The 18,206-nt window shown below is 55.8% G+C and carries 18 protein-coding genes; 1 reads left to right on the top strand and 17 read right to left on the bottom strand.

Translation table 11 applies throughout. The annotated features are described in order from the left end of the window. Nucleotides 1-3: 3 nt before the first annotated feature. From HGO37_RS16735 to sdhC, 15 genes are all read right to left on the bottom strand, one after another. Nucleotides 4-474: a DUF2867 domain-containing protein gene (locus HGO37_RS16735; RefSeq protein WP_250984295.1), complete on the bottom strand. Its 471-nt coding sequence runs from the start codon at nucleotides 472-474 to the stop codon at nucleotides 4-6. Between the two features lie 104 nt (nucleotides 475-578). Further along, entirely contained in the window at nucleotides 579-1,985 is a 1,407-nt protein-coding gene (lpdA, locus tag HGO37_RS16730) for a dihydrolipoyl dehydrogenase (protein ID WP_250984294.1), read from the bottom strand. Nucleotides 1,986-2,043: 58 nt separating this feature from the next. Continuing rightward, complete coding sequence (locus tag HGO37_RS16725; RefSeq protein ID WP_250984293.1) at nucleotides 2,044-2,688, bottom strand: LysE family transporter; 645 nt, start codon at nucleotides 2,686-2,688, stop codon at nucleotides 2,044-2,046. A gap of 12 nt (nucleotides 2,689-2,700) precedes the next feature. Then, nucleotides 2,701-3,111, bottom strand: a complete 411-nt coding sequence (locus HGO37_RS16720; RefSeq protein ID WP_250984292.1) for an MAPEG family protein — start codon at nucleotides 3,109-3,111, stop codon at nucleotides 2,701-2,703. A gap of 18 nt (nucleotides 3,112-3,129) precedes the next feature. Continuing rightward, on the bottom strand, nucleotides 3,130-4,362 hold the full coding sequence (odhB, locus tag HGO37_RS16715) for a 2-oxoglutarate dehydrogenase complex dihydrolipoyllysine-residue succinyltransferase (protein ID WP_250984291.1): 1,233 nt from the start codon (nucleotides 4,360-4,362) through the stop codon (nucleotides 3,130-3,132). 54 nt (nucleotides 4,363-4,416) lie between these two features. Continuing rightward, nucleotides 4,417-7,413, bottom strand: a complete 2,997-nt coding sequence (locus HGO37_RS16710; RefSeq protein ID WP_250984290.1) for a 2-oxoglutarate dehydrogenase E1 component — start codon at nucleotides 7,411-7,413, stop codon at nucleotides 4,417-4,419. A 171-nt stretch (nucleotides 7,414-7,584) separates the two neighbouring features. Further along, nucleotides 7,585-8,487, bottom strand: coding sequence for a succinate--CoA ligase subunit alpha (sucD, locus tag HGO37_RS16705; protein WP_192490402.1), 903 nt, complete (start codon nucleotides 8,485-8,487; stop codon nucleotides 7,585-7,587). Nucleotides 8,488-8,504: 17 nt separating this feature from the next. After that, on the bottom strand, nucleotides 8,505-9,698 hold the full coding sequence (gene sucC / locus HGO37_RS16700) for an ADP-forming succinate--CoA ligase subunit beta (protein WP_250984289.1): 1,194 nt from the start codon (nucleotides 9,696-9,698) through the stop codon (nucleotides 8,505-8,507). Between the two features lie 131 nt (nucleotides 9,699-9,829). Then, the gene (mdh, locus tag HGO37_RS16695) at nucleotides 9,830-10,792 is read right to left on the bottom strand and encodes a malate dehydrogenase (RefSeq protein ID WP_192490404.1); all 963 of its coding nucleotides are present in this window, start codon (nucleotides 10,790-10,792) and stop codon (nucleotides 9,830-9,832) included. 174 nt (nucleotides 10,793-10,966) lie between these two features. Next, a complete protein-coding gene (gene zapE, locus HGO37_RS16690; protein WP_250984288.1) occupies nucleotides 10,967-12,130 on the bottom strand; it encodes a cell division protein ZapE in 1,164 nt (387 codons plus the stop codon). 66 nt (nucleotides 12,131-12,196) lie between these two features. Continuing rightward, complete coding sequence (locus HGO37_RS16685; RefSeq protein WP_192490406.1) at nucleotides 12,197-12,730, bottom strand: protease inhibitor Inh/omp19 family protein; 534 nt, start codon at nucleotides 12,728-12,730, stop codon at nucleotides 12,197-12,199. Between the two features lie 248 nt (nucleotides 12,731-12,978). Beyond that, nucleotides 12,979-13,758, bottom strand: a complete 780-nt coding sequence (locus tag HGO37_RS16680) for a succinate dehydrogenase iron-sulfur subunit (RefSeq protein ID WP_192490407.1) — start codon at nucleotides 13,756-13,758, stop codon at nucleotides 12,979-12,981. 15 nt (nucleotides 13,759-13,773) lie between these two features. Next, the gene (gene sdhA / locus HGO37_RS16675) at nucleotides 13,774-15,618 is read right to left on the bottom strand and encodes a succinate dehydrogenase flavoprotein subunit (RefSeq protein WP_250984287.1); all 1,845 of its coding nucleotides are present in this window, start codon (nucleotides 15,616-15,618) and stop codon (nucleotides 13,774-13,776) included. A gap of 7 nt (nucleotides 15,619-15,625) precedes the next feature. Beyond that, the gene (gene sdhD, locus HGO37_RS16670; RefSeq protein WP_250984286.1) at nucleotides 15,626-16,006 is read right to left on the bottom strand and encodes a succinate dehydrogenase, hydrophobic membrane anchor protein; all 381 of its coding nucleotides are present in this window, start codon (nucleotides 16,004-16,006) and stop codon (nucleotides 15,626-15,628) included. A 12-nt stretch (nucleotides 16,007-16,018) separates the two neighbouring features. Then, the gene (gene sdhC, locus HGO37_RS16665) at nucleotides 16,019-16,411 is read right to left on the bottom strand and encodes a succinate dehydrogenase, cytochrome b556 subunit (protein WP_250984285.1); all 393 of its coding nucleotides are present in this window, start codon (nucleotides 16,409-16,411) and stop codon (nucleotides 16,019-16,021) included. Nucleotides 16,412-16,716: 305 nt separating this feature from the next. Between sdhC and HGO37_RS16660 the strand changes: the two genes are divergently transcribed. Continuing rightward, nucleotides 16,717-17,091, top strand: a complete 375-nt coding sequence (locus HGO37_RS16660; RefSeq protein WP_250984284.1) for a hypothetical protein — start codon at nucleotides 16,717-16,719, stop codon at nucleotides 17,089-17,091. 15 nt (nucleotides 17,092-17,106) lie between these two features. Here HGO37_RS16660 and HGO37_RS16655 read toward each other — a convergent pair whose 3' ends face one another. Together HGO37_RS16655 and HGO37_RS16650 are read right to left on the bottom strand one after the other, a co-directional pair. Continuing rightward, nucleotides 17,107-17,751 (bottom strand): class I SAM-dependent methyltransferase, encoded by a 645-nt coding sequence (locus HGO37_RS16655; protein WP_250984283.1) that lies wholly within the window; start codon nucleotides 17,749-17,751, stop codon nucleotides 17,107-17,109. Between the two features lie 8 nt (nucleotides 17,752-17,759). Beyond that, complete coding sequence (locus HGO37_RS16650) at nucleotides 17,760-18,203, bottom strand: EVE domain-containing protein (RefSeq protein WP_192490413.1); 444 nt, start codon at nucleotides 18,201-18,203, stop codon at nucleotides 17,760-17,762. Nucleotides 18,204-18,206: the final 3 nt, after the last annotated feature.

Raw genomic sequence — 18,206 nt, 5'->3', positions numbered from 1 at the left:
TCATCAGCGGTCAATGGTAACCTTGTGAATGCCACGGCTTACCTTTTTCAGGGTGGCTGGAACGATGCGCCGGTGGACGGGCGAAACAAACATCATATAGACCCAGCCAAGCCAGTTTTTGCGGTTCACAAGCGTCGTGACACTGATTGTCGGATTGCTGTCGTGTGCTTCGACATCAATCACGATGCGAAAATCGAGATGATGATCATCAAACCCCATCACCGTTCTGTCTGCAGTGGAGGCGATAATCGGAAATCCCCCAGCGCTTTCGCCCGCTGAAAGCTGCACGGTCTTCAGACCGAACCAGCGCACAACGCTATTGCGCAGTCGCATGAGAAACGAAACCCAGGCCGGTGGATTTTCCAGAATAAGGCGCGCTGCCGTAAGCGATGTCAGCCCCTTCTCCTGAAGGGTACCTTCGAAACGATCCGCCCAGTTAAACGAAAACGGCAACGGTTCTGACAAGAGCTTCATTCTCGACCTCTGATGTTAACTGAGGCCGAGCATTTACCGATACGCATAAAAACAAAAGGCGGCGAATTGTCGCCGCCTTTCATAAACTGTGAAATCAGCAATGATTACATGTGGATTGGCTTGAAGAACGTGGCGAGTGCCGCTTCCTTCACAGCTTCCGACATGGTCGGGTGAGCGTGGCAGGTACGGCCGAGGTCTTCGGAAGAACCGCCAAATTCCATGATAACCGCAATCTCGTGGATCATTTCGCCAGCACCGAAGCCAACGATGTGACCGCCGAGAACGCGATCGGTTTCTTTGTCCGCCAGGATCTTCACAAAGCCGTCGGTAACCTGCATGGCGCGAGCGCGACCATTGGCCGTGAATGGGAACTTGCCAACCTTGTAAGCAACGCCGGCGGCCTTGAGTTCTTCTTCTGTCTTGCCAACCGATGCGATTTCAGGCTGCGTGTAAACAACGCCTGGAATGACGTCGTAATTGACGTGGCCATGCTGGCCAGCCAAGATTTCGGCAAGAGCAACGCCTTCGTCTTCAGCCTTGTGCGCCAGCATCGGGCCCTTCACAACGTCGCCGATTGCATAAATGCCAGCAACGTTGGTCTTGTAGTGAGCATCGATTTCAACGCGGCCACGGCTGTCCAGAACAACGCCAGCTTCGGCAAGGCCGAGACCGTCAGTGTAAGGCTTGCGGCCGGTGGAGATCAGCACAACATTGGCATCGAGAGTTTCGGCTTCGCCACCCTTTACAGGCTCGAAGACAACCTTTGCGCCGTCAGCCGTTTTTTCAACGGCAGTAACCTTTGCGCCGAGCTTGAAGTCCAAGCCCTGCTTGGCCAGCAGACGCTGAGACTGCTTGGACACTTCGCCGTCCATGCCGCCGAGAATGTTGTCGAGATATTCAACAACGGTCACCTTGGCACCGAGACGCGACCAAACGGAACCGAGCTCGAGACCGATAACACCGCCGCCGACCACGATCAGCTTTTCAGGAACCTTGGTGAGCGCAATGGCGCCGGTCGAGGAAACGATGGTCTGCTCATCGATTTCAACATTGACGCCAGGAATGCCGGCAACGTCAGAACCGGTAGCAATAACGATGTTCTTGGCTTCGATTTCCTGAACTTCGCCCTTGTCGTTGGTCACGGAAACCTTGCCCGCAGCCACAACCTTGCCGGTGCCTTGGAAAGCATCGATCTTGTTCTTCTTGAACAGGAAGGAAACGCCATCGACGTTGGCTTTCACCACACCGTCCTTGTGCGCCATCATCTTTTCGATGTTGAGCTTTGGTGCGGCAACTTCAACGCCGAGCGAATCCAGACCGTGTGCAACATGTGCGAAGGTTTCGGATGCATGTAGCAGCGCCTTGGAAGGAATGCAGCCGACGTTCAGGCAGGTGCCGCCATAGGTCGAGCGCTTTTCAATAACGGCAACCTTCAGGCCAAGCTGGGCCGCCTTGACCGCGCAAACATAACCACCAGGTCCGGTGCCGATAACAACTACATCATAAGCCATGTTCTAATTCCTGATTGATGATGGAAACGGCTAAACCGTGACCATTCGGTTTTGGCCTTCAGGCCGCTTTTTCAGTGGCAAGTTTAATTCCAAGCGCAATGAAAACCACACCGCTGGTGCGATCGATCCATTGGCTTGCACGCGAGAATGCCGCACGCATGCGTGGCGTTGTCATGAACAGGCTGACCCCGATGAACCACAGGATCAGGAAGCTAGCCATGACCAGCCCGTAAGAGAATTTGATGGCAATCGGTGTATGTGCGCTGACAACTGTCGAAAAAATCGACAGGAAGAAAAACACCGCTTTGGGATTGAGTGCATTGGCTGCAAAACCCAACGTAAAAGCCCTGAGCGCCGATTGCTGCTGACGGGGTGCAGTCGTCACATCGCCTGTGGCTGCCGTTACATCGGTCTTGCCAGCGCGCAACGCCTTGATGCCGATATAGAGCAGGTAGGCAACACCTAGCCATTTGACGAGATTGAACAGGTAAATCGACTGGGAAATGACGAGGCCTAGACCAAGGATCGTGTAGCTGACATGGACCATCAACGCCGCGCCAATACCAAAACTGGTGATGATTGCCTGACCGCGGCCGTGCACGATGGCCTGGCGCATCACCATCGCCAGATCGGCGCCCGGTGATACGATGGCAAAGGCAAAGATCGCCATCAGCGAGAGCAATTCAATCAGGTAAGCGTGCATGACGGATATTCCTCAGATCAACGACAGCAGCATGATGAGCAGTCCGCCAGCCGAAACGAGCCATACCAGCGAACGAATATAGGGAATTCCCAGCAAATAAAGCGGAACATAGGCGATACGCGCCACAAACCATATCCACCCGCCTATCAAACCCCAACCTGAAGCGTCACCCACAAGAGCAACACCGAGGATCAGCCCCACAAAGGCCGGATAGGTTTCCTTGTAGTTTGCCAAGGCGCGTTCAGCCCGACCGGCCAGCGCGCCTTTCGGCTTTTTGCCCTCGTCACGCGGACCTGCATTCCATGCAGATCCGAGTTCCTTGGTCGCAAGTATCCCCTGCAACCCGATATGCAAGAAGAGAAGAATGACACTGAGAGCCAACAGCACCATGTAAGGCGCGTTTTCGCTTGCCAGCGTTTCCATTCTTCTCTTCCTTTTTTCTTAGAGATCGAGAACCAGACGCTCTGGATCTTCCAGGCTTTCCTTGACGCGAACGAGGAAGGTCACGGCTTCCTTGCCGTCAACGATACGGTGATCGTAAGACAGCGCGAGATACATCATCGGGCGGATGACACCCTGACCGCCAATAGCAACCGGACGCTCCTGGATCTTGTGCATGCCAAGAATACCGGACTGCGGAGCATTGAGGATCGGCGAAGACATCAGCGAACCGTAAACACCACCATTGGTGATGGTGAAGGTGCCGCCCTGCATGTCAGCCATGCTGAGCGAACCGTCACGGGCTGCCTTTGCAAGACGACCGAGTTCCTTTTCAACGCCAGCAATAGAACGCTGGTCAGCGTCACGGATAACCGGAACAACCAGACCCTTGTCGGTGCCGACGGCCATGCCAACGTGACAATAGTTCTTGTAGATGATGTCGGTGCCATCGATCTCCGCGTTAACTGCAGGCAGTTCCTTCAACGCGTGAGTAACGGCCTTGGTGAAGAAGCCCATGAATCCAAGCTTTACGCCGTGCTTCTTTTCAAACACGTCCTTGTAGCGGTTACGCAGATCCATAACGGCCGACATGTCCACCTCGTTGTAGGTGGTCAGCATGGCTGCGGTGTTCTGTGCATCCTTCAGGCGCTTTGCAATCGTCTGACGCAGGCGGGTCATCTTTACGCGCTCTTCACGTACACCGTCTTCAGCCGAAGACACTGGACGTGGTGCAGAGACCGGAGCAGCGGCAACAGGAGCCGAAGCGCCCTTGGCAACAGCAGCCAGAACATCGCCCTTGAGAACCTGGCCACGCTTGCCAGAACCGTCGATATCTGCAGTCGAGATGTTGTTATCGGCAGCAACCTTTGCAGCAGCCGGAGCAGCAGGCATGGAGCCGGTTGCAGGTGCAGCAGCGGCAGCAGGTGCAGGCGCCGAAACAGCAGCAGCTGGTGCGGAAGCAGCAGCCGCAGGAGCGGTCGTTGCCGCGCCAGCAGCACCTTCAGCGATCTGGCCGAGCAATGCGTCGAGGCCAACCGTTTCGCCGTTCTGCGCAACGATTTCCGTCAGAACGCCAGAGGTCGGCGAAGGCACTTCAACAGTTACCTTGTCGGTTTCGAGTTCAACCAGAGGCTCGTCAGCCTTGACGAAGTCGCCAACTTTCTTGAACCAGGTCCCGACAGTCGCTTCGCTGACGGACTCTCCCAGAGTTGGTACGCGGATTTCAGTGGCCATAATCTTGTTCCGTTTATAGGTGTCTGTTTTGGATGGATGATGGAGGGAGAGTTTTCACTCTCCCAGCGCGTCTTCTAGGAATGCAGCAAGCTGTGCGAGATGCTTGGACATCAGACCCGTTGCAGGCGAAGCTGCAGCCGGACGGCCCGTGTAGCGTACCTTCTGGTACTTGGCGTCGATATGTGCCAGCACCCATTCCAGGTACGGGTCGATGAACGACCATGCACCCATGTTCTTAGGCTCTTCCTGGCACCAGACCATCTCGGCGTTACGGAAGCGCGACAACTCGTTGATGAGCGCCTTGGCCGGGAACGGATAAAGCTGTTCGACACGCAGCAGGTAGATATCGTCGATACCACGCTTTTCGCGCTCTTCGAGCAGATCGTAATAGACCTTACCCGTGCAAAGCACGACGCGACGGATCTTAGAATCCTTCTGCAGCTTGATCGGACCATCCTTGATCACTTCTGCATCGTCCCACAGCAGGCGGTGGAACGAGGATTCGCCAGCCAGTTCAGCAAGCGAAGACGTTGCACGCTTGTGGCGCAGCAGGGACTTTGGCGTCATCAGAACGAGCGGCTTGCGGAAGTCGCGACGAACCTGACGGCGCAGGATGTGATAGTAGTTTGCCGGTGTGGTGACGTTGGCAACCTGCATGTTGTCTTCGGCGCAAAGCTGCAGGAAACGTTCCAGACGAGCGGAAGAATGTTCCGGACCCTGACCTTCGTAACCATGCGGCAGAAGGCAGACGAGACCGGACATGCGAAGCCACTTGCGTTCACCCGACGAGATGAACTGGTCGAACACCACCTGCGCACCGTTTGCGAAGTCGCCGAACTGTGCTTCCCACAGTGTCAGTGCATTCGGACGGGCCAGCGAGTAGCCATATTCGAAACCAAGCACAGCTTCTTCCGACAGCATCGAGTTGATGACTTCGTAACGAGCCTGTGTCGGAGCCAGGTTGGCAAGTGGAATGTAACGCTCTTCAGTGTCCTGATCGTAGAGAACAGAGTGGCGCTGCGAGAAGGTGCCGCGCTCGCAATCCTGGCCAGACAGACGGATCTTGTGGCCTTCGACGGCAAGCGTGCCGAATGCAAAGGCTTCAGCCATTGCCCAGTCGATGCCTTCACCGGTTTCAACCATCTGTGCGCGGTTGTCCATGAAGCGTTGGATCGTGCGATGCGCATTGAAGCCTTCAGGAATGGTCGACAGTTTCTTGCCGATTTCTTTGAGGGTCTTCATTGCAACGCCCGTTTTGCCGCGACGCTGTTCATCGGCATTGTCGGCAATACGCAGACCAGACCACTGACCGTCCAGCCAGTCAGCCTTGTTAGGCTTGTAGGACTGACCTGCCTCGAATTCCTGCTCAAGATGGGCGCGCCAATCAGCTTTCAGCTTTTCGAACTCGCCTTCGTTGATCAGCCCTTCCGAGATCAGACGGTCAGCGTAGATACGTGCGACAGTCTTGTGGCTGCGGATAACCTTGTACATCTTTGGCTGCGTGAACGCAGGCTCATCGCCCTCGTTATGGCCAAAGCGACGGTAGCAGAACATATCCACAACAACAGGCTTGTGGAACTTCATGCGATATTCGGTTGCAACCTTGGCTGCATAGACAACAGCTTCCGGATCATCGCCGTTAACGTGGAAGATCGGTGCCTCGATCATCTTGGCAACGTCAGATGGATATGGCGAAGAACGCGAGAAGCCCGGGTTCGTCGTAAAGCCGATCTGGTTGTTGATGATAACGTGCATGGTACCGGCAACGCGATGACCGCGGAGACCGGATAGGCCGAGAATTTCAGCAACAACACCCTGACCTGCAAAAGCGGCATCACCGTGCAGCAAAAGCGGCAGAACCTTTGCGCGCTCAGAGAGCGGAATGACGTCGCCTTCCCAGACCTTGGCCAACTGGTCCTGCTTGGCGCGGGCCTTGCCCATGACAACAGGGTTGACGATTTCAAGGTGCGACGGGTTGGCTGTCAGCGACAGGTGAACCTTGTTACCATCGAATTCGCGGTCTGAAGAGGCACCCAGGTGGTACTTCACGTCGCCGGAGCCTTCGACTTCGTCAGGCTTGAAAGAACCGCCCTTGAACTCGTGGAACACGGCGCGGTGCGGCTTGCCCATGACGTTGGTCAGAACATTCAGACGGCCACGGTGAGCCATGCCGACGATGACTTCTTCCAGACCTTCCTGGCCGCCACGCTTGATGATCTGCTCAAGAGCAGGGATCAGCGATTCACCACCATCGAGACCAAAACGCTTGGTGCCCTTGAAACGAACGTCGAGGAACTGCTCGTAGCCTTCGGCTTCAACCAGCTTCGACAGAATGGCCTTCTTGCCCTCAGGTGTGAAATCGACGCCCTTGTCCGGACCTTCGATACGTTCCTGGATCCAGGCCTTTTCTTCCGGGCTGGACATATGCATGAACTCGACACCGAGCGTCGAGCAATAGGTGCGCTCGAGAATTTCGAGCATTTCGCGCACGGACGCATACTCAAGGCCCAGCACGTTATCGATGAAAATCTTGCGGTCGTAGTCGCTTTCTTCGAAGCCGTAGGACTTCGGCGACAACTCATTGTAGTCCTCAACCGCACTGGCAATGCCGAGTGGATCGAGCTTGGCGTGCAGGTGGCCACGCATGCGGTACGCACGGATCATCATGATGGCGCGTACGCTGTCGCGTGTCGCCTGAAGAACCTCTGCTTCGCTGACCGGCTTGCCGGTCTCTACGACCATGGCTTCTGCCTTGGCCTGCACCTTCTTTTCGATGGCCTTTTCGACCGTCGCCCAATTGCCGTCCAGCGCGGAGACGAGATCGCCACCAGCCGCGATCGGCCAGTTGGCACGCTTCCAGGAAGCGCCCTTAGCGGCTTTTTTTACATCTTCGGGATTGTCGGACAGGCCCTTGAAGAAGCTCTGCCATTCCGGCGATACGGAAGAAGGATCTTCTTCATACCGTGCATAGAGCTGCTCGATGTAAGCTGCGTTCGCACCGTCGAGAAACGACGTGATCTGAAACTGCTCGTTGGCTTCTTGCCTTGCCATTTGTCCTGCGGGGGAAGTACCCCGCCTCCTCGATTTGTTGATGGCCGCTGATGGCCTGCCGCTTTGGTCATATATGCCGCCGCAGCGGCCTTCATCCCGCGCTCTGTAAGCGCATCCGGACAGCCGGCTCTTCACGATCCGCCTGCCCGGTTTTAGTCTCAGTATGTGGTCTTAGCCCTTGAGGACTTCAACCAGCGTCTTGCCGAGGCGTGCCGGGGAAGGCGAAACCTTGATACCAGCTGCTTCCATGGCAGCGATCTTGGATTCTGCATCACCCTTGCCGCCGGAAACCACAGCACCGGCGTGGCCCATGGTGCGGCCCTTCGGAGCAGTACGGCCAGCGATGAAGCCAGCCATTGGCTTCTTGCGACCCTTCTTGGCTTCGTCGATCAGGAACTGTGCTGCATCTTCTTCAGCCGAACCGCCGATTTCACCGATCATGATGATCGAGGTGGTGGCTTCGTCAGCGAGGAACATTTCCAGCACGTCGATGAACTCGGTGCCCTTGACCGGGTCGCCACCGATACCAACAGCCGTCGTCTGGCCGAGGCCTTCGTTGGATGTCTGGAACACGGCTTCATAGGTCAGCGTGCCGGAGCGCGAAACGATACCAACCGAACCCTTGCGGAAGATCGAACCCGGCATGATGCCGATCTTGCACTCTTCCGGTGTCATGATGCCTGGGCAGTTAGGGCCAAGCAGGCGTGACGTGGAGCGGTCGAGGCGAGCCTTGACGCGAACCATGTCCATGACCGGGATACCTTCGGTGATGCAGGTGATGAAAGGAATTTCAGCATCGATGGCTTCGATGATCGCATCTGCAGCGCCTGCTGGCGGAACGTAGATAACGGATGCATCAGCACCGGTCTTGTCCTTGGCTTCAGCAACAGAAGCAAAGATCGGCAGGCTTTCGCCCTTCGAACCGGTCCAGGTTTCGCCGCCCTTTTTAGGGTGGATACCACCAACCATCTGCGTGCCGTAGTAGGCAAGGGCCTGCTCGGTGTGGAAGGTACCGGTCTTGCCGGTCAGACCCTGAACAAGGATCTTGGTGTCTTTATTTACGAGAATAGACATTATTTCGGTCCTTCAAATTAGCCGTTGATCGCCGCAACGATCTTCTTGGCTGCATCGTCGAGGTCGTCAGCAGCCGTAATTGCAAGACCCGATTCGTTCAGGAGCTTTTTGCCCAGCTCAACGTTGGTGCCTTCGAGACGCACAACGAGCGGAACCTGCAGACCGACTTCCTTCACTGCGGCGATAACGCCCTCAGCGATGACGTCGCACTTCATGATACCACCGAAGATGTTGACCAAAATGCCTTCAACCTTCGGGTCAGCAGTGATGATCTTGAACGCAGCCGCAACCTTTTCCTTGCCAGCGCCACCGCCGACGTCGCAGAAGTTTGCCGGCTCTTTGCCGTACAGCTTGATGATGTCCATCGTTGCCATGGCAAGACCAGCGCCGTTGACCATGCAGCCGATGTTACCATCGAGAGCAACATAAGCGAGGTCCCACTTGGAGGCTTCGATTTCCTTGGCGTCTTCCTCGGTTTCGTCGCGCAGCAGCTTGACGTCGTCGTGACGGAAGAGCGCATTGCCATCGAAAGACATCTTGGCGTCGAGAACGCGCAGGTGGCCATCTTGCATGACGATCAGCGGGTTCACTTCGAGAAGAGCCATGTCCTTCTCGTTGAATGCCTTGTAGAGCGCAGGGAACAGTGCCTTGGCATCTTCAGCAGCAGCGTCTGTCAGTTCCAGAGCCTTGGAGATCGCAGCAACGTCAGCGTCGGTCACGCCGACTTCCGGATTGATCGCAATCGTGTGAATCTTCTCAGGCGTGTCGTGAGCAACAGCTTCGATGTCCATGCCGCCTTCGGTGGAAACCACGAAAGCAACCTGACCAACCGAGCGGTCAACCAGCAGCGAGCAGTACAGTTCGCGAGCGATGTCTGCGCCGTCTTCGATGTAGAGGCGGTTAACCTGCTTGCCAGCATCGCCCGTCTGCGCTGTTACCAGCGTGTTGCCGAGCATATCCTTGGCATGGGAGACAACTTCTTCAATGGACTTCGCAAGACGAACGCCACCCTTTGCATCTGGACCAAGCTCCTTGAACTTGCCCTTGCCACGGCCACCAGCATGAATCTGGCTCTTGACCACGTAAAGCGGGCCAGGAAGCTGCTTTGCAGCGGCTTCAGCTTCTTCAACCTTGAGGATTGCAACCCCTTCGGCGACCGGTGCACCATAGCCCTTCAAAAGAGCCTTGGCCTGATACTCATGAATATTCATGGATTAATCCCTGTTTGTAGCCGTCTGGAGCGCCCCAGATCCTGATGAACTCAGGGACACTCTCAACTGTTGAGTCTCCGCATCGCGGCGCACAAAGGCCTGAACTGCCCTTGCACCGATGCGTCGGGCAATTACTTCAGCGACGGAGCAATGTTGATGCAGGCTTCGCAAAGACCAGCAACCGCGCCGACGGACTTCTGGAAGGCAGCTTCCTCGTCCTTGTTGAGTTCGATTTCGATGATGCGTTCGATACCGCCAGCACCGATGATGGTCGGAACGCCAACATACATGTCGTTGACGCCGTACTGACCGGAGAGGTGAGCAGCAGCAGGCAGAACGCGCTTCTTGTCCTTGAGGTAGGACTCAGCCATTTCGATTGCCGAAGCAGCAGGTGCATAATAGGCAGAACCGGTCTTCAGCAGGCCTACGATTTCAGCACCGCCGTCACGGGTGCGCTGAATGATCTGCTCGAGACGTTCGGCAGTCAGCCAGCCCATCTTCACGAGGTCGGTCAGCGGAATCCCACCAACTGTCGAATAGCGAGCAAGCGGCACCATGGTGTCGCCGTGACCACCCAATACGAATGCAGTGACGTCCTGAACGGAAACGTTGAACTCTTCCGAGAGGAACAGACGGAAACGTGCGCTGTCGAGAACGCCAGCCATGCCAACTACCTTGTTCTTCGGCAGACCGGAGAACTTCTGCAGCGCCCAGACCATCGCGTCGAGTGGGTTGGTGATGCAGATTACGAAAGCGTTTGGTGCATATTTCTTGATGCCGGCACCGACCTGCTCCATGACCTTGAGGTTGATGCCGAGAAGATCATCGCGGCTCATGCCCGGCTTGCGAGCAACACCAGCGGTGACGATGCAGACATCTGCGCCTTCGATAGCTGCATAGTCGCTTGCACCGGTAAGCTTGGCATTAAAACCTTCAACCGGGCCGGACTGTGCAATATCAAGACCTTTGCCCTGCGGAATGCCATCAGCAATATCGAACAGGACGATGTCGCCCAGTTCTTTCAGACTGGCGAGATGCGCCAGTGTACCACCGATCATGCCAGAACCAATAAGTGCAATCTTCTTGCGAGCCATCGAATGCTTCCTCTCGAGCTTCAACTCAATCGCTGCCATAGGGGCAGCTAAATTGTCGCACTCGACTTAGCGTCATTAGCTCAAATTGGCAATAGATTCTTTCAACGTGAGGTTTTTCAATCGTTTAGATGTTAAATAACTTACGTAAACGTAAGAAAATACGTCACAGAATTGTCAAATTACGGCGCGTTTCTCGTTGTGTTGCGCGAGATATTCCGCACTTCTCATCTCGAAAAGCCGAGATGCGGTTCGATCAAACTCGAAACCTTCGGTGCCCTTGCGCTTGCCCAGGAGGTCTTCAGGCATCGCTGCAGCCGATGCAAACAGCCGCACTTTGTGGTCGTACAATGCGTCAATAAGGATAATAAAACGTTTCGTTTCGTTGCGCTTATCCGCGTCCAGAAACGGTATATGATCAACGAAAACCGTGTCGAAACGATCGGCAATTGCCAGAAAATCGCTGGCGCCCAACGGCTTTTCGCAGAGGTCCGAGAAAGTAAATCGCGCGACACGTCCCTGCGCGTGAGGAACGTGGATGGAGCGGCCCTTCATTGGAATTTCCGTCGGCGCTATAATGTGGCCAGCGGTAACGTGATGCCAAGCCATATCCATTGCCTGATCCGCAGCACCATCGAGCGGCGAGATATAAACCGGCAAGCTGTTCAACTTTTCCATACGGTAATCGGTAGGGCTATCCAACGTCACCACGTCGACATACTTTTTGAGAAGGTCGACGAATGGCAGGAATAGCCCGCGGTTAAGACCGTCCCTGTAGAGATTATCTGGCACGACGTTGGAGGTGGTGACCAGTGTACAACCATTGGCAAACAGCTCGGTAAACAACCGCGCCAAGATCATCGCATCGGCAATATCGGTGACCGTAAATTCGTCGAAGCACAGCAGCTTTGCTTCTGCCAGCAATGCGGCAGCGACCGGCGGAATAGGGTCTGCCTGTTTGGTCTCGCCATTCTTCAGCTTTTGCCGATGTGCATGGACCCGGTTATGAACGTCGGCCATAAACTCATGAAAATGGCAACGGCGCTTGGATTCAACCGGCGCCATCTCATAGAACATGTCCATCAGCATGGTTTTGCCACGACCGACACTGCCATAGACATAAAGCCCTTTAACCGCATTGTTCTGCTTTGCCTTGCGGGCAAACATCCAGCCAAGGGCGCTGGATTTTTTGGCAGGTTTCAGGGTCTTCAGGTCATGCAGGATACGGTCAAGCTGCGTGGCCACCTCGATCTGCGCCGGATCGGCTTTCAACTCGCCTGATGCGGTCAGGCTTTTCAGCCGTTCGACAACGCTTAGATTATAGTCGGGAAGTGGCTGCATCGAACGGCGCCCTGAAATATGGGCGCCGCGCACCCGAAATGGGGTGATGTAATGTGAAAAGCCGCCTTAGCGGCTGAGGCTGATCGGCTGACCACTGTTGGTGGTGCCGTCATAACGGGTATCGCCGCTCTTGTAGACGCGACCAAGCGTGTTACCGGCACGATCCTTGAACAGAACCATCTTGCCGGACACTTCCCATGAACCCATGGCGGTCAACTCGCCTGCGCAACCACGTGTGCCGCCGCGCGAACCGCTACCGAGATTGGTTAAGGTCAGGAACATGTCGCAATTTGCGCCGCCATTGGCCACACGCCAGTTACCAACCATGGTTTCCTTGCGGATATCCATAGCCGTCGCGGGCGCCGCAGCAGCCATGTCAACACCGCCCTGGGCGGGTGCTGTGGCTGGTGCGGTTGGAAACTGTGAACTGCCACCGGGTGGAGGCAATGCTCCGGACTGTACCGAAGGCACCGGTTGGGCCTGTAGCGGAGGCGTATAGCCAGAATTGCCGCTGTTATTGTTGTAGTCGTAAGACGTACGTTGGCAACCCGCCAGAGTCATTACGACTGCAATGCCCGTTGCCACATATCTCAATTGCATATCAAGCTCCCGTTCGCTGCTCGCCGTAACACATGAACTGCCGTTGCATATCGGAATTAGCGTATTTCAGTTTGGTTAATCAAGTCAGCACAGGCTTAAATAACCGTTACCAGGGTTTCAAGCCTTGTCCGAGACGAGCAAATCCCGTCACGACATAAACAAAAGCCGTGACCGGAATGCGGCCACGGCTTCCAAAATCTCCCGCCTAACATAGAAACGCGCTTGGTTTCGCAGACGGGTTTTACAAATCAGACGCGGCGCTCGACCATCATCTTCTTGATTTCCGCAATAGCCTTGGCCGGGTTCAGACCCTTCGGGCATGCCTGCGCACAGTTCATGATGGTGTGGCAACGGTAAAGGCGGAACGGATCTTCGAGGTTATCGAGACGTTCGCCGGTTGCCTCATCACGGCTGTCGATGAGCCAGCGGTAAGCCTGCAGCAGAACCGCTGGACCGAGGTAACGGTCGCCATTCCACCAGTAGCTGGGACAGGACGTCGAGCAGCATGCGCACAGAATGCACTCATAAAGACCATCCAGCTTCTGGCGATCTTCATGGCTCTGCTTCCATTCCTTGGCCGGAGCCGGAGACACAGTCTTCAACCATGGCTCGATCGAACGGTGCTGGGCGTAGAAGTTGCTGAGGTCAGGAATCAGATCCTTCACCACAGGCATATGCGGCAGCGGGTACACCTTAACGGTACCCTTGATCTCGTCCATGCCCTTGGTGCAGGCCAGCGTATTCGTGCCGTCAATGTTCATCGCGCACGAGCCGCAGATGCCTTCACGACAGGAACGGCGCAGCGTCAGCGTCGGGTCGATATTGTTCTTGATGTACAAAAGTGCATCAAGAACCATCGGGCCACAGTCATCGATATCGATATAATAGGTATCGATACGCGGGTTCTGGCCGTCATCAGGGTTCCAGCGATAAACGCGATATTCGCGAACGTTCTGGGCGCCTTGAGGCTTCGGCCAGACCTTGCCTTCGTTGATCTGGGAATTCTTGGGGAGAGAAAGTTCAACCATGTCCAGTTCCTCAAATCAGTAGACGCGGGCCTTCGGCGCGATCTTCTTGGGATCAATGCCGTCGGCGATCAGGTCGGTATGGACCGGACGATAGTCGAGTTTAACGTCACCCTGCTCGTTGACCCACGCCAGCGTGTGCTTGCGCCAGTTAACGTCATCGCGACCGGCAAACGGACCATCAACGAAGTCTTCGCGTGCATGGCTGCCGCGGCTTTCCTTGCGGGCTTCCGCGCCGTAAACCGTGGTGATGGCGTTGGCCATGAGGTTGTGCAGCTCGAGCGTTTCGACGAGATCGGAGTTCCAGACCATCGAACGGTCGGTAACCTTGACGTCTGGCAATTCCTTCCAGATGGCGGAAAGACGCTTACAACCGCTTTCCAGCGATTCCTGGGTACGGAACACGGCAGCGTCGTCCTGCATGGCGCGCTGCATCTTGTCACGCAGTACTGCGGTCGGTGTGCCACCATTAGCGTAACGCAGGCTGTCGAAACGATCCATGATCTTGTCGCAGGCCGCAACGTTGAGCGCCGGGATCGGCTCTTCGCGGTTGATAACCTCGGCAGCGCGGATAGCCGCAGCACGGCCAAACACCACAAGGTCGATCAGCGAGTTGGAGCCGAGACGGTTTGCACCGTGAACGGATGCACAACCGGCTTCACCAACCGCCATCAGGCCCGGGATGACCCGCTCCGGATTGCTGCTGTCAGCGTTCAGCACTTCGCCCCAATAGTTGGTCGGAATGCCGCCCATGTTGTAATGAACGGTCGGCAGAACCGGGATCGGTTCGCGCGTCACGTCAACACCTGCGAAAATCTTGGCGCTTTCGGAAATACCCGGCAGACGCTCATGCAAAATGTCCGGATCAAGGTGATCCAGATGCAGGAAGATGTGGTCCTTGTTCTTGCCAACGCCACGGCCTTCACGGATTTCCATGGTCATGCAGCGCGAGACAACGTCACGCGAGGCAAGGTCCTTGGCGGAAGGTGCGTAACGCTCCATGAAGCGTTCGCCTTCGGAGTTGACGAGATAACCGCCCTCACCGCGCGCACCTTCAGTAATCAGGCAGCCTGCGCCGTAAATGCCGGTCGGGTGGAACTGAACAAATTCCATGTCCTGCAGCGGCAGGCCAGCGCGTGCGATCATGCCGCCGCCATCACCCGTGCAGGTGTGTGCGGACGTGGCAGAGAAGTAGGCGCGGCCGTAACCGCCAGTCGCCAACACCACCATCTTGGCAGAGAAGCGATGGATCGTGCCGTCATCAAGGTTCCAGGCGACAACGCCGGTGCAACGGCTGCCGTCGTCAGACATGATCAGATCAAGTGCGAAGTATTCGATGAAGAATTCGGCGTTGTTGCGCAGCGACTGGCCATAGAGCGTGTGCAAAATGGCGTGGCCGGTACGGTCGGCAGCAGCGCAGGTACGCTGTACCGGCGGGCCTTCACCGTAGTTCTGCATGTGACCGCCGAACGGGCGCTGATAGATTTTGCCTTCAGCGTTACGTGAGAACGGCACGCCGTAATGCTCAAGCTCATAAACCGCCTTTGGCGCTTCCATGGCGAGATACTGCATGGCGTCAACGTCGCCCAACCAGTCGGAGCCCTTCACGGTATCGTAAAGGTGCCATTGCCAACAGTCAGGTGTCATGTTGGTCAGCGAAGCGGCAATACCGCCCTGCGCCGCAACCGTGTGCGAGCGGGTCGGGAAAACCTTGGTGATGCAAGCCGTGCGGAAACCCTGTTCGGCCATGCCGAGCGTCGCGCGAAGACCGGCGCCGCCTGCACCCACGACGATCACGTCATAGGAGTGGTCGACATAGGTATAGGCCTTGCCATTCTGTGAAGGTGAGCTTGGAGATGCCATGACCGGTTTATCCTGCGAATGCGATTTTCAGAATGGCGAACAGACAGAGACCGCCAACAGCGACTGCAAAGAAGGTGTTGAGCATCACAAGCACCAGCTTGGATACTTCGCCGTGCACGTAGTCCTCGATGATGACCTGCATGCCAAGCTTCATGTGAATGAGGCCGGAGACGATCACGAGGCCCATCACCACCGCAACGAGCGGGTGTGAAAGCGCAGCCTTCACTTCCTCGTAAGGCGCGCCGCCATACATGACGAGGAAGACGACGAAAAAGATGAGAAGCGGCACGTTGGCAACGGCCGTCAGGCGCTGGCGCCAGAAGTGCTCGGTGCCTTCCTTTGCGGAGCCGAGGCCACGAACTTTGCCGAGAGGTGTACGCATATCCATATATGTATCTCCTTAGCGCACGATGAGGGCGATGACCCAGATCAGCGCGGTCAGACAGATCGAAGCCGCGAACATTGCCTTGGCCAGCTTGGTGTTGAAGTGTTTTTCAAAACCGTGTCCAAGATCCCACATGAAGTGACGCAGACCGCCCAGCATGTGGTGAACCAGTGCCCATGTGTAGCCGATCAAGATGATCTTGCCGATGATCGTGCCCATGGCCCATTGAACCCAGGCATAGGCATCAACACCTGACGCCGTTGCGATAAGCCACCAGGCAACCAGCAACGTGCCGAAATACAGCGCTCCGCCCGTGATGCGATGCACGATCGATGCAAACATCGTCGGAATCATGGAGTAAATTTGAAGATGCGGCGACAGAGGCCGATTATTAGTACCGTTCGCCATCAGAACCTCGCGGCGTTTTCCTTTGCGCTCCGAATTTTCGGGCGTCCTACAACAACGCACATGACGAAAGAATGTGCATTGCACCAACCGCGACCTTTAATCGCACGATGGCATCACGACAAGCACAATTCATGGCTGATTCGAATTTAATCGATTGTGTTTTGAGATTCCTGCGAAATTTTTGCTCGGCAAAATAAAAAGTACAGCATTTCCAAGATCACAACGCCAAAAATTTTGACTTTTACGTAAATCAAAAATGCGATATTTAATAGTTTGTTAAGGTAAAAAACCGGAGAAAACAGCTCATGTTCGACAAACGAATCGCATTGCGACTGACCACCCTGTCAAGCATGATTGCCTTGGCTCTGCCTGTTATGGCGGCAGAAAATTACAATAGTTACCGCCATCATAATCCCGACCGCGACACACGCCAAGAGGTCGTTGGTGGCAACGGATTGCCATCTTATATCCCACGAGTTGGCACCTATGCAGGCTCGATTTCCGGCGTGCGCTTCAAAGGAAATGGCATCTATTTCTACAAGCAGGGCCGCCCCGCCTTTTCTCAGGCAAACAGCACCTCGCAAACACTCGCACCCAAGGCGAAGATCATTCACGTCAACGCCAGAACGGCAGGCGCCGAATGCTCCTACGAGGCCGGCGTTTGCGTGATCCGTCCATAACGGACAAAAAAAGGTTCAGATAAACCGCCAGACAGTGGTTTTTTTCACGTCACTGTCTTCGAGTGCGCGCGTCACCGGCACCTGATAGGTTGCCAGCAGCTCAAGCCTTTCCTTGGGCAGATAGGCGCGACCGGGATCACCGACCATCACAGTGACACCCTTTTCACAGAGCGCTACAAACCACGGCACCAGCATCTCGGCAAAGGCGCGGTCGTAAAATACATCACCTGCCAGAAGAACATCGGTACGGAGATCGGTACCGACGAGGTTGTCGCCGATAAAGCCGATTTCAGCAACGTTCTCTGCGGCGTTGAGCGCGATAGCAGTCTGCGCCCAGGGATCGATGTCGGCAGCCATGACACTGGCAGCCCCAGCCTTTGAGGCGGCGATGGCAACCAACCCGGAGCCACTGGCAAAATCCAGTACCTTCTTTCCTGCAACGGTCGTCGGATGATCAAGAACATAGCGTGCAAGACCCTGCCCACCGGCCCAGGCAAATGCCCAGAACGGTGGCGGCAGGCCGATCTCATCCAGTTCTTCTTCGGTTTTCAGCCATAGATCATGCGCCTCGCTGGCCAGATGTAAACGCACCTCCGGCACATGCGGCGGCGTCATGACATCCGTGTTGGCACGGACGAACTGGCTGGGATCGGTCTTCACCTCAGTTATCAGTCCGGCGAGCGCGGTGGCTTATCGAGGTTACCCATCCGGCAAACCTCGAGGTATTCCTCTTCGGTCACCGGCTGCACCGAAAGCCGCATAGAGGTGACCAGCGACATTTTCTCCAGCTTCGGATTGGCCTTCACATCCTTCAGGGTAACGGACTTTGGCATATCGCAAACGGCGCGAATATCCACACAATCCCATTTGGGATCGCCTTCCGCCGTCGAATCCGGATGAGACAACGCGCAAACCTCGGCAATACCAACCACTTCCAGACCCTCGTTGGAATGGTAGAAGAAGCCCTTGTCGCCAATCTTCATGGCGCGCATGTTGTTGCGTGCCTGATAATTGCGGACACCGCCCCATTCTTCACCAACGTCGCCCTTGGCCTTTTGCTGTGTCCAGGACCATGTGTCCGGTTCGGACTTGAAGAGCCAGTAATTTGCCATGGC

Source organism: Rhizobium sp. CG4 (assembly GCF_023701965.1).
GTDB lineage: Bacteria > Pseudomonadota > Alphaproteobacteria > Rhizobiales > Rhizobiaceae > Agrobacterium.
Note: the sequence above shows the minus strand (reverse complement) of the source record. Positions and strands in the feature narration are given on the sequence as shown.

Coding starts and splice junctions, on each gene's coding strand:
- HGO37_RS16735 (WP_250984295.1), bottom strand. CDS start 474: ATGAAGCTCTTGTCAGAACCGTTGCCGTTTTCGTTTAACTGGGCGGAT.
- lpdA (WP_250984294.1), bottom strand. CDS start 1,985: ATGGCTTATGATGTAGTTGTTATCGGCACCGGACCTGGTGGTTATGTT.
- HGO37_RS16725 (WP_250984293.1), bottom strand. CDS start 2,688: ATGCACGCTTACCTGATTGAATTGCTCTCGCTGATGGCGATCTTTGCC.
- HGO37_RS16720 (WP_250984292.1), bottom strand. CDS start 3,111: ATGGAAACGCTGGCAAGCGAAAACGCGCCTTACATGGTGCTGTTGGCT.
- odhB (WP_250984291.1), bottom strand. CDS start 4,362: ATGGCCACTGAAATCCGCGTACCAACTCTGGGAGAGTCCGTCAGCGAA.
- HGO37_RS16710 (WP_250984290.1), bottom strand. CDS start 7,413: ATGGCAAGGCAAGAAGCCAACGAGCAGTTTCAGATCACGTCGTTTCTC.
- sucD (WP_192490402.1), bottom strand. CDS start 8,487: ATGTCTATTCTCGTAAATAAAGACACCAAGATCCTTGTTCAGGGTCTG.
- sucC (WP_250984289.1), bottom strand. CDS start 9,698: ATGAATATTCATGAGTATCAGGCCAAGGCTCTTTTGAAGGGCTATGGT.
- mdh (WP_192490404.1), bottom strand. CDS start 10,792: ATGGCTCGCAAGAAGATTGCACTTATTGGTTCTGGCATGATCGGTGGT.
- zapE (WP_250984288.1), bottom strand. CDS start 12,130: ATGCAGCCACTTCCCGACTATAATCTAAGCGTTGTCGAACGGCTGAAA.
- HGO37_RS16685 (WP_192490406.1), bottom strand. CDS start 12,730: ATGCAATTGAGATATGTGGCAACGGGCATTGCAGTCGTAATGACTCTG.
- HGO37_RS16680 (WP_192490407.1), bottom strand. CDS start 13,758: ATGGTTGAACTTTCTCTCCCCAAGAATTCCCAGATCAACGAAGGCAAG.
- sdhA (WP_250984287.1), bottom strand. CDS start 15,618: ATGGCATCTCCAAGCTCACCTTCACAGAATGGCAAGGCCTATACCTAT.
- sdhD (WP_250984286.1), bottom strand. CDS start 16,006: ATGGATATGCGTACACCTCTCGGCAAAGTTCGTGGCCTCGGCTCCGCA.
- sdhC (WP_250984285.1), bottom strand. CDS start 16,411: ATGGCGAACGGTACTAATAATCGGCCTCTGTCGCCGCATCTTCAAATT.
- HGO37_RS16660 (WP_250984284.1), top strand. CDS start 16,717: ATGTTCGACAAACGAATCGCATTGCGACTGACCACCCTGTCAAGCATG.
- HGO37_RS16650 (WP_192490413.1), bottom strand. CDS start 18,203: ATGGCAAATTACTGGCTCTTCAAGTCCGAACCGGACACATGGTCCTGG.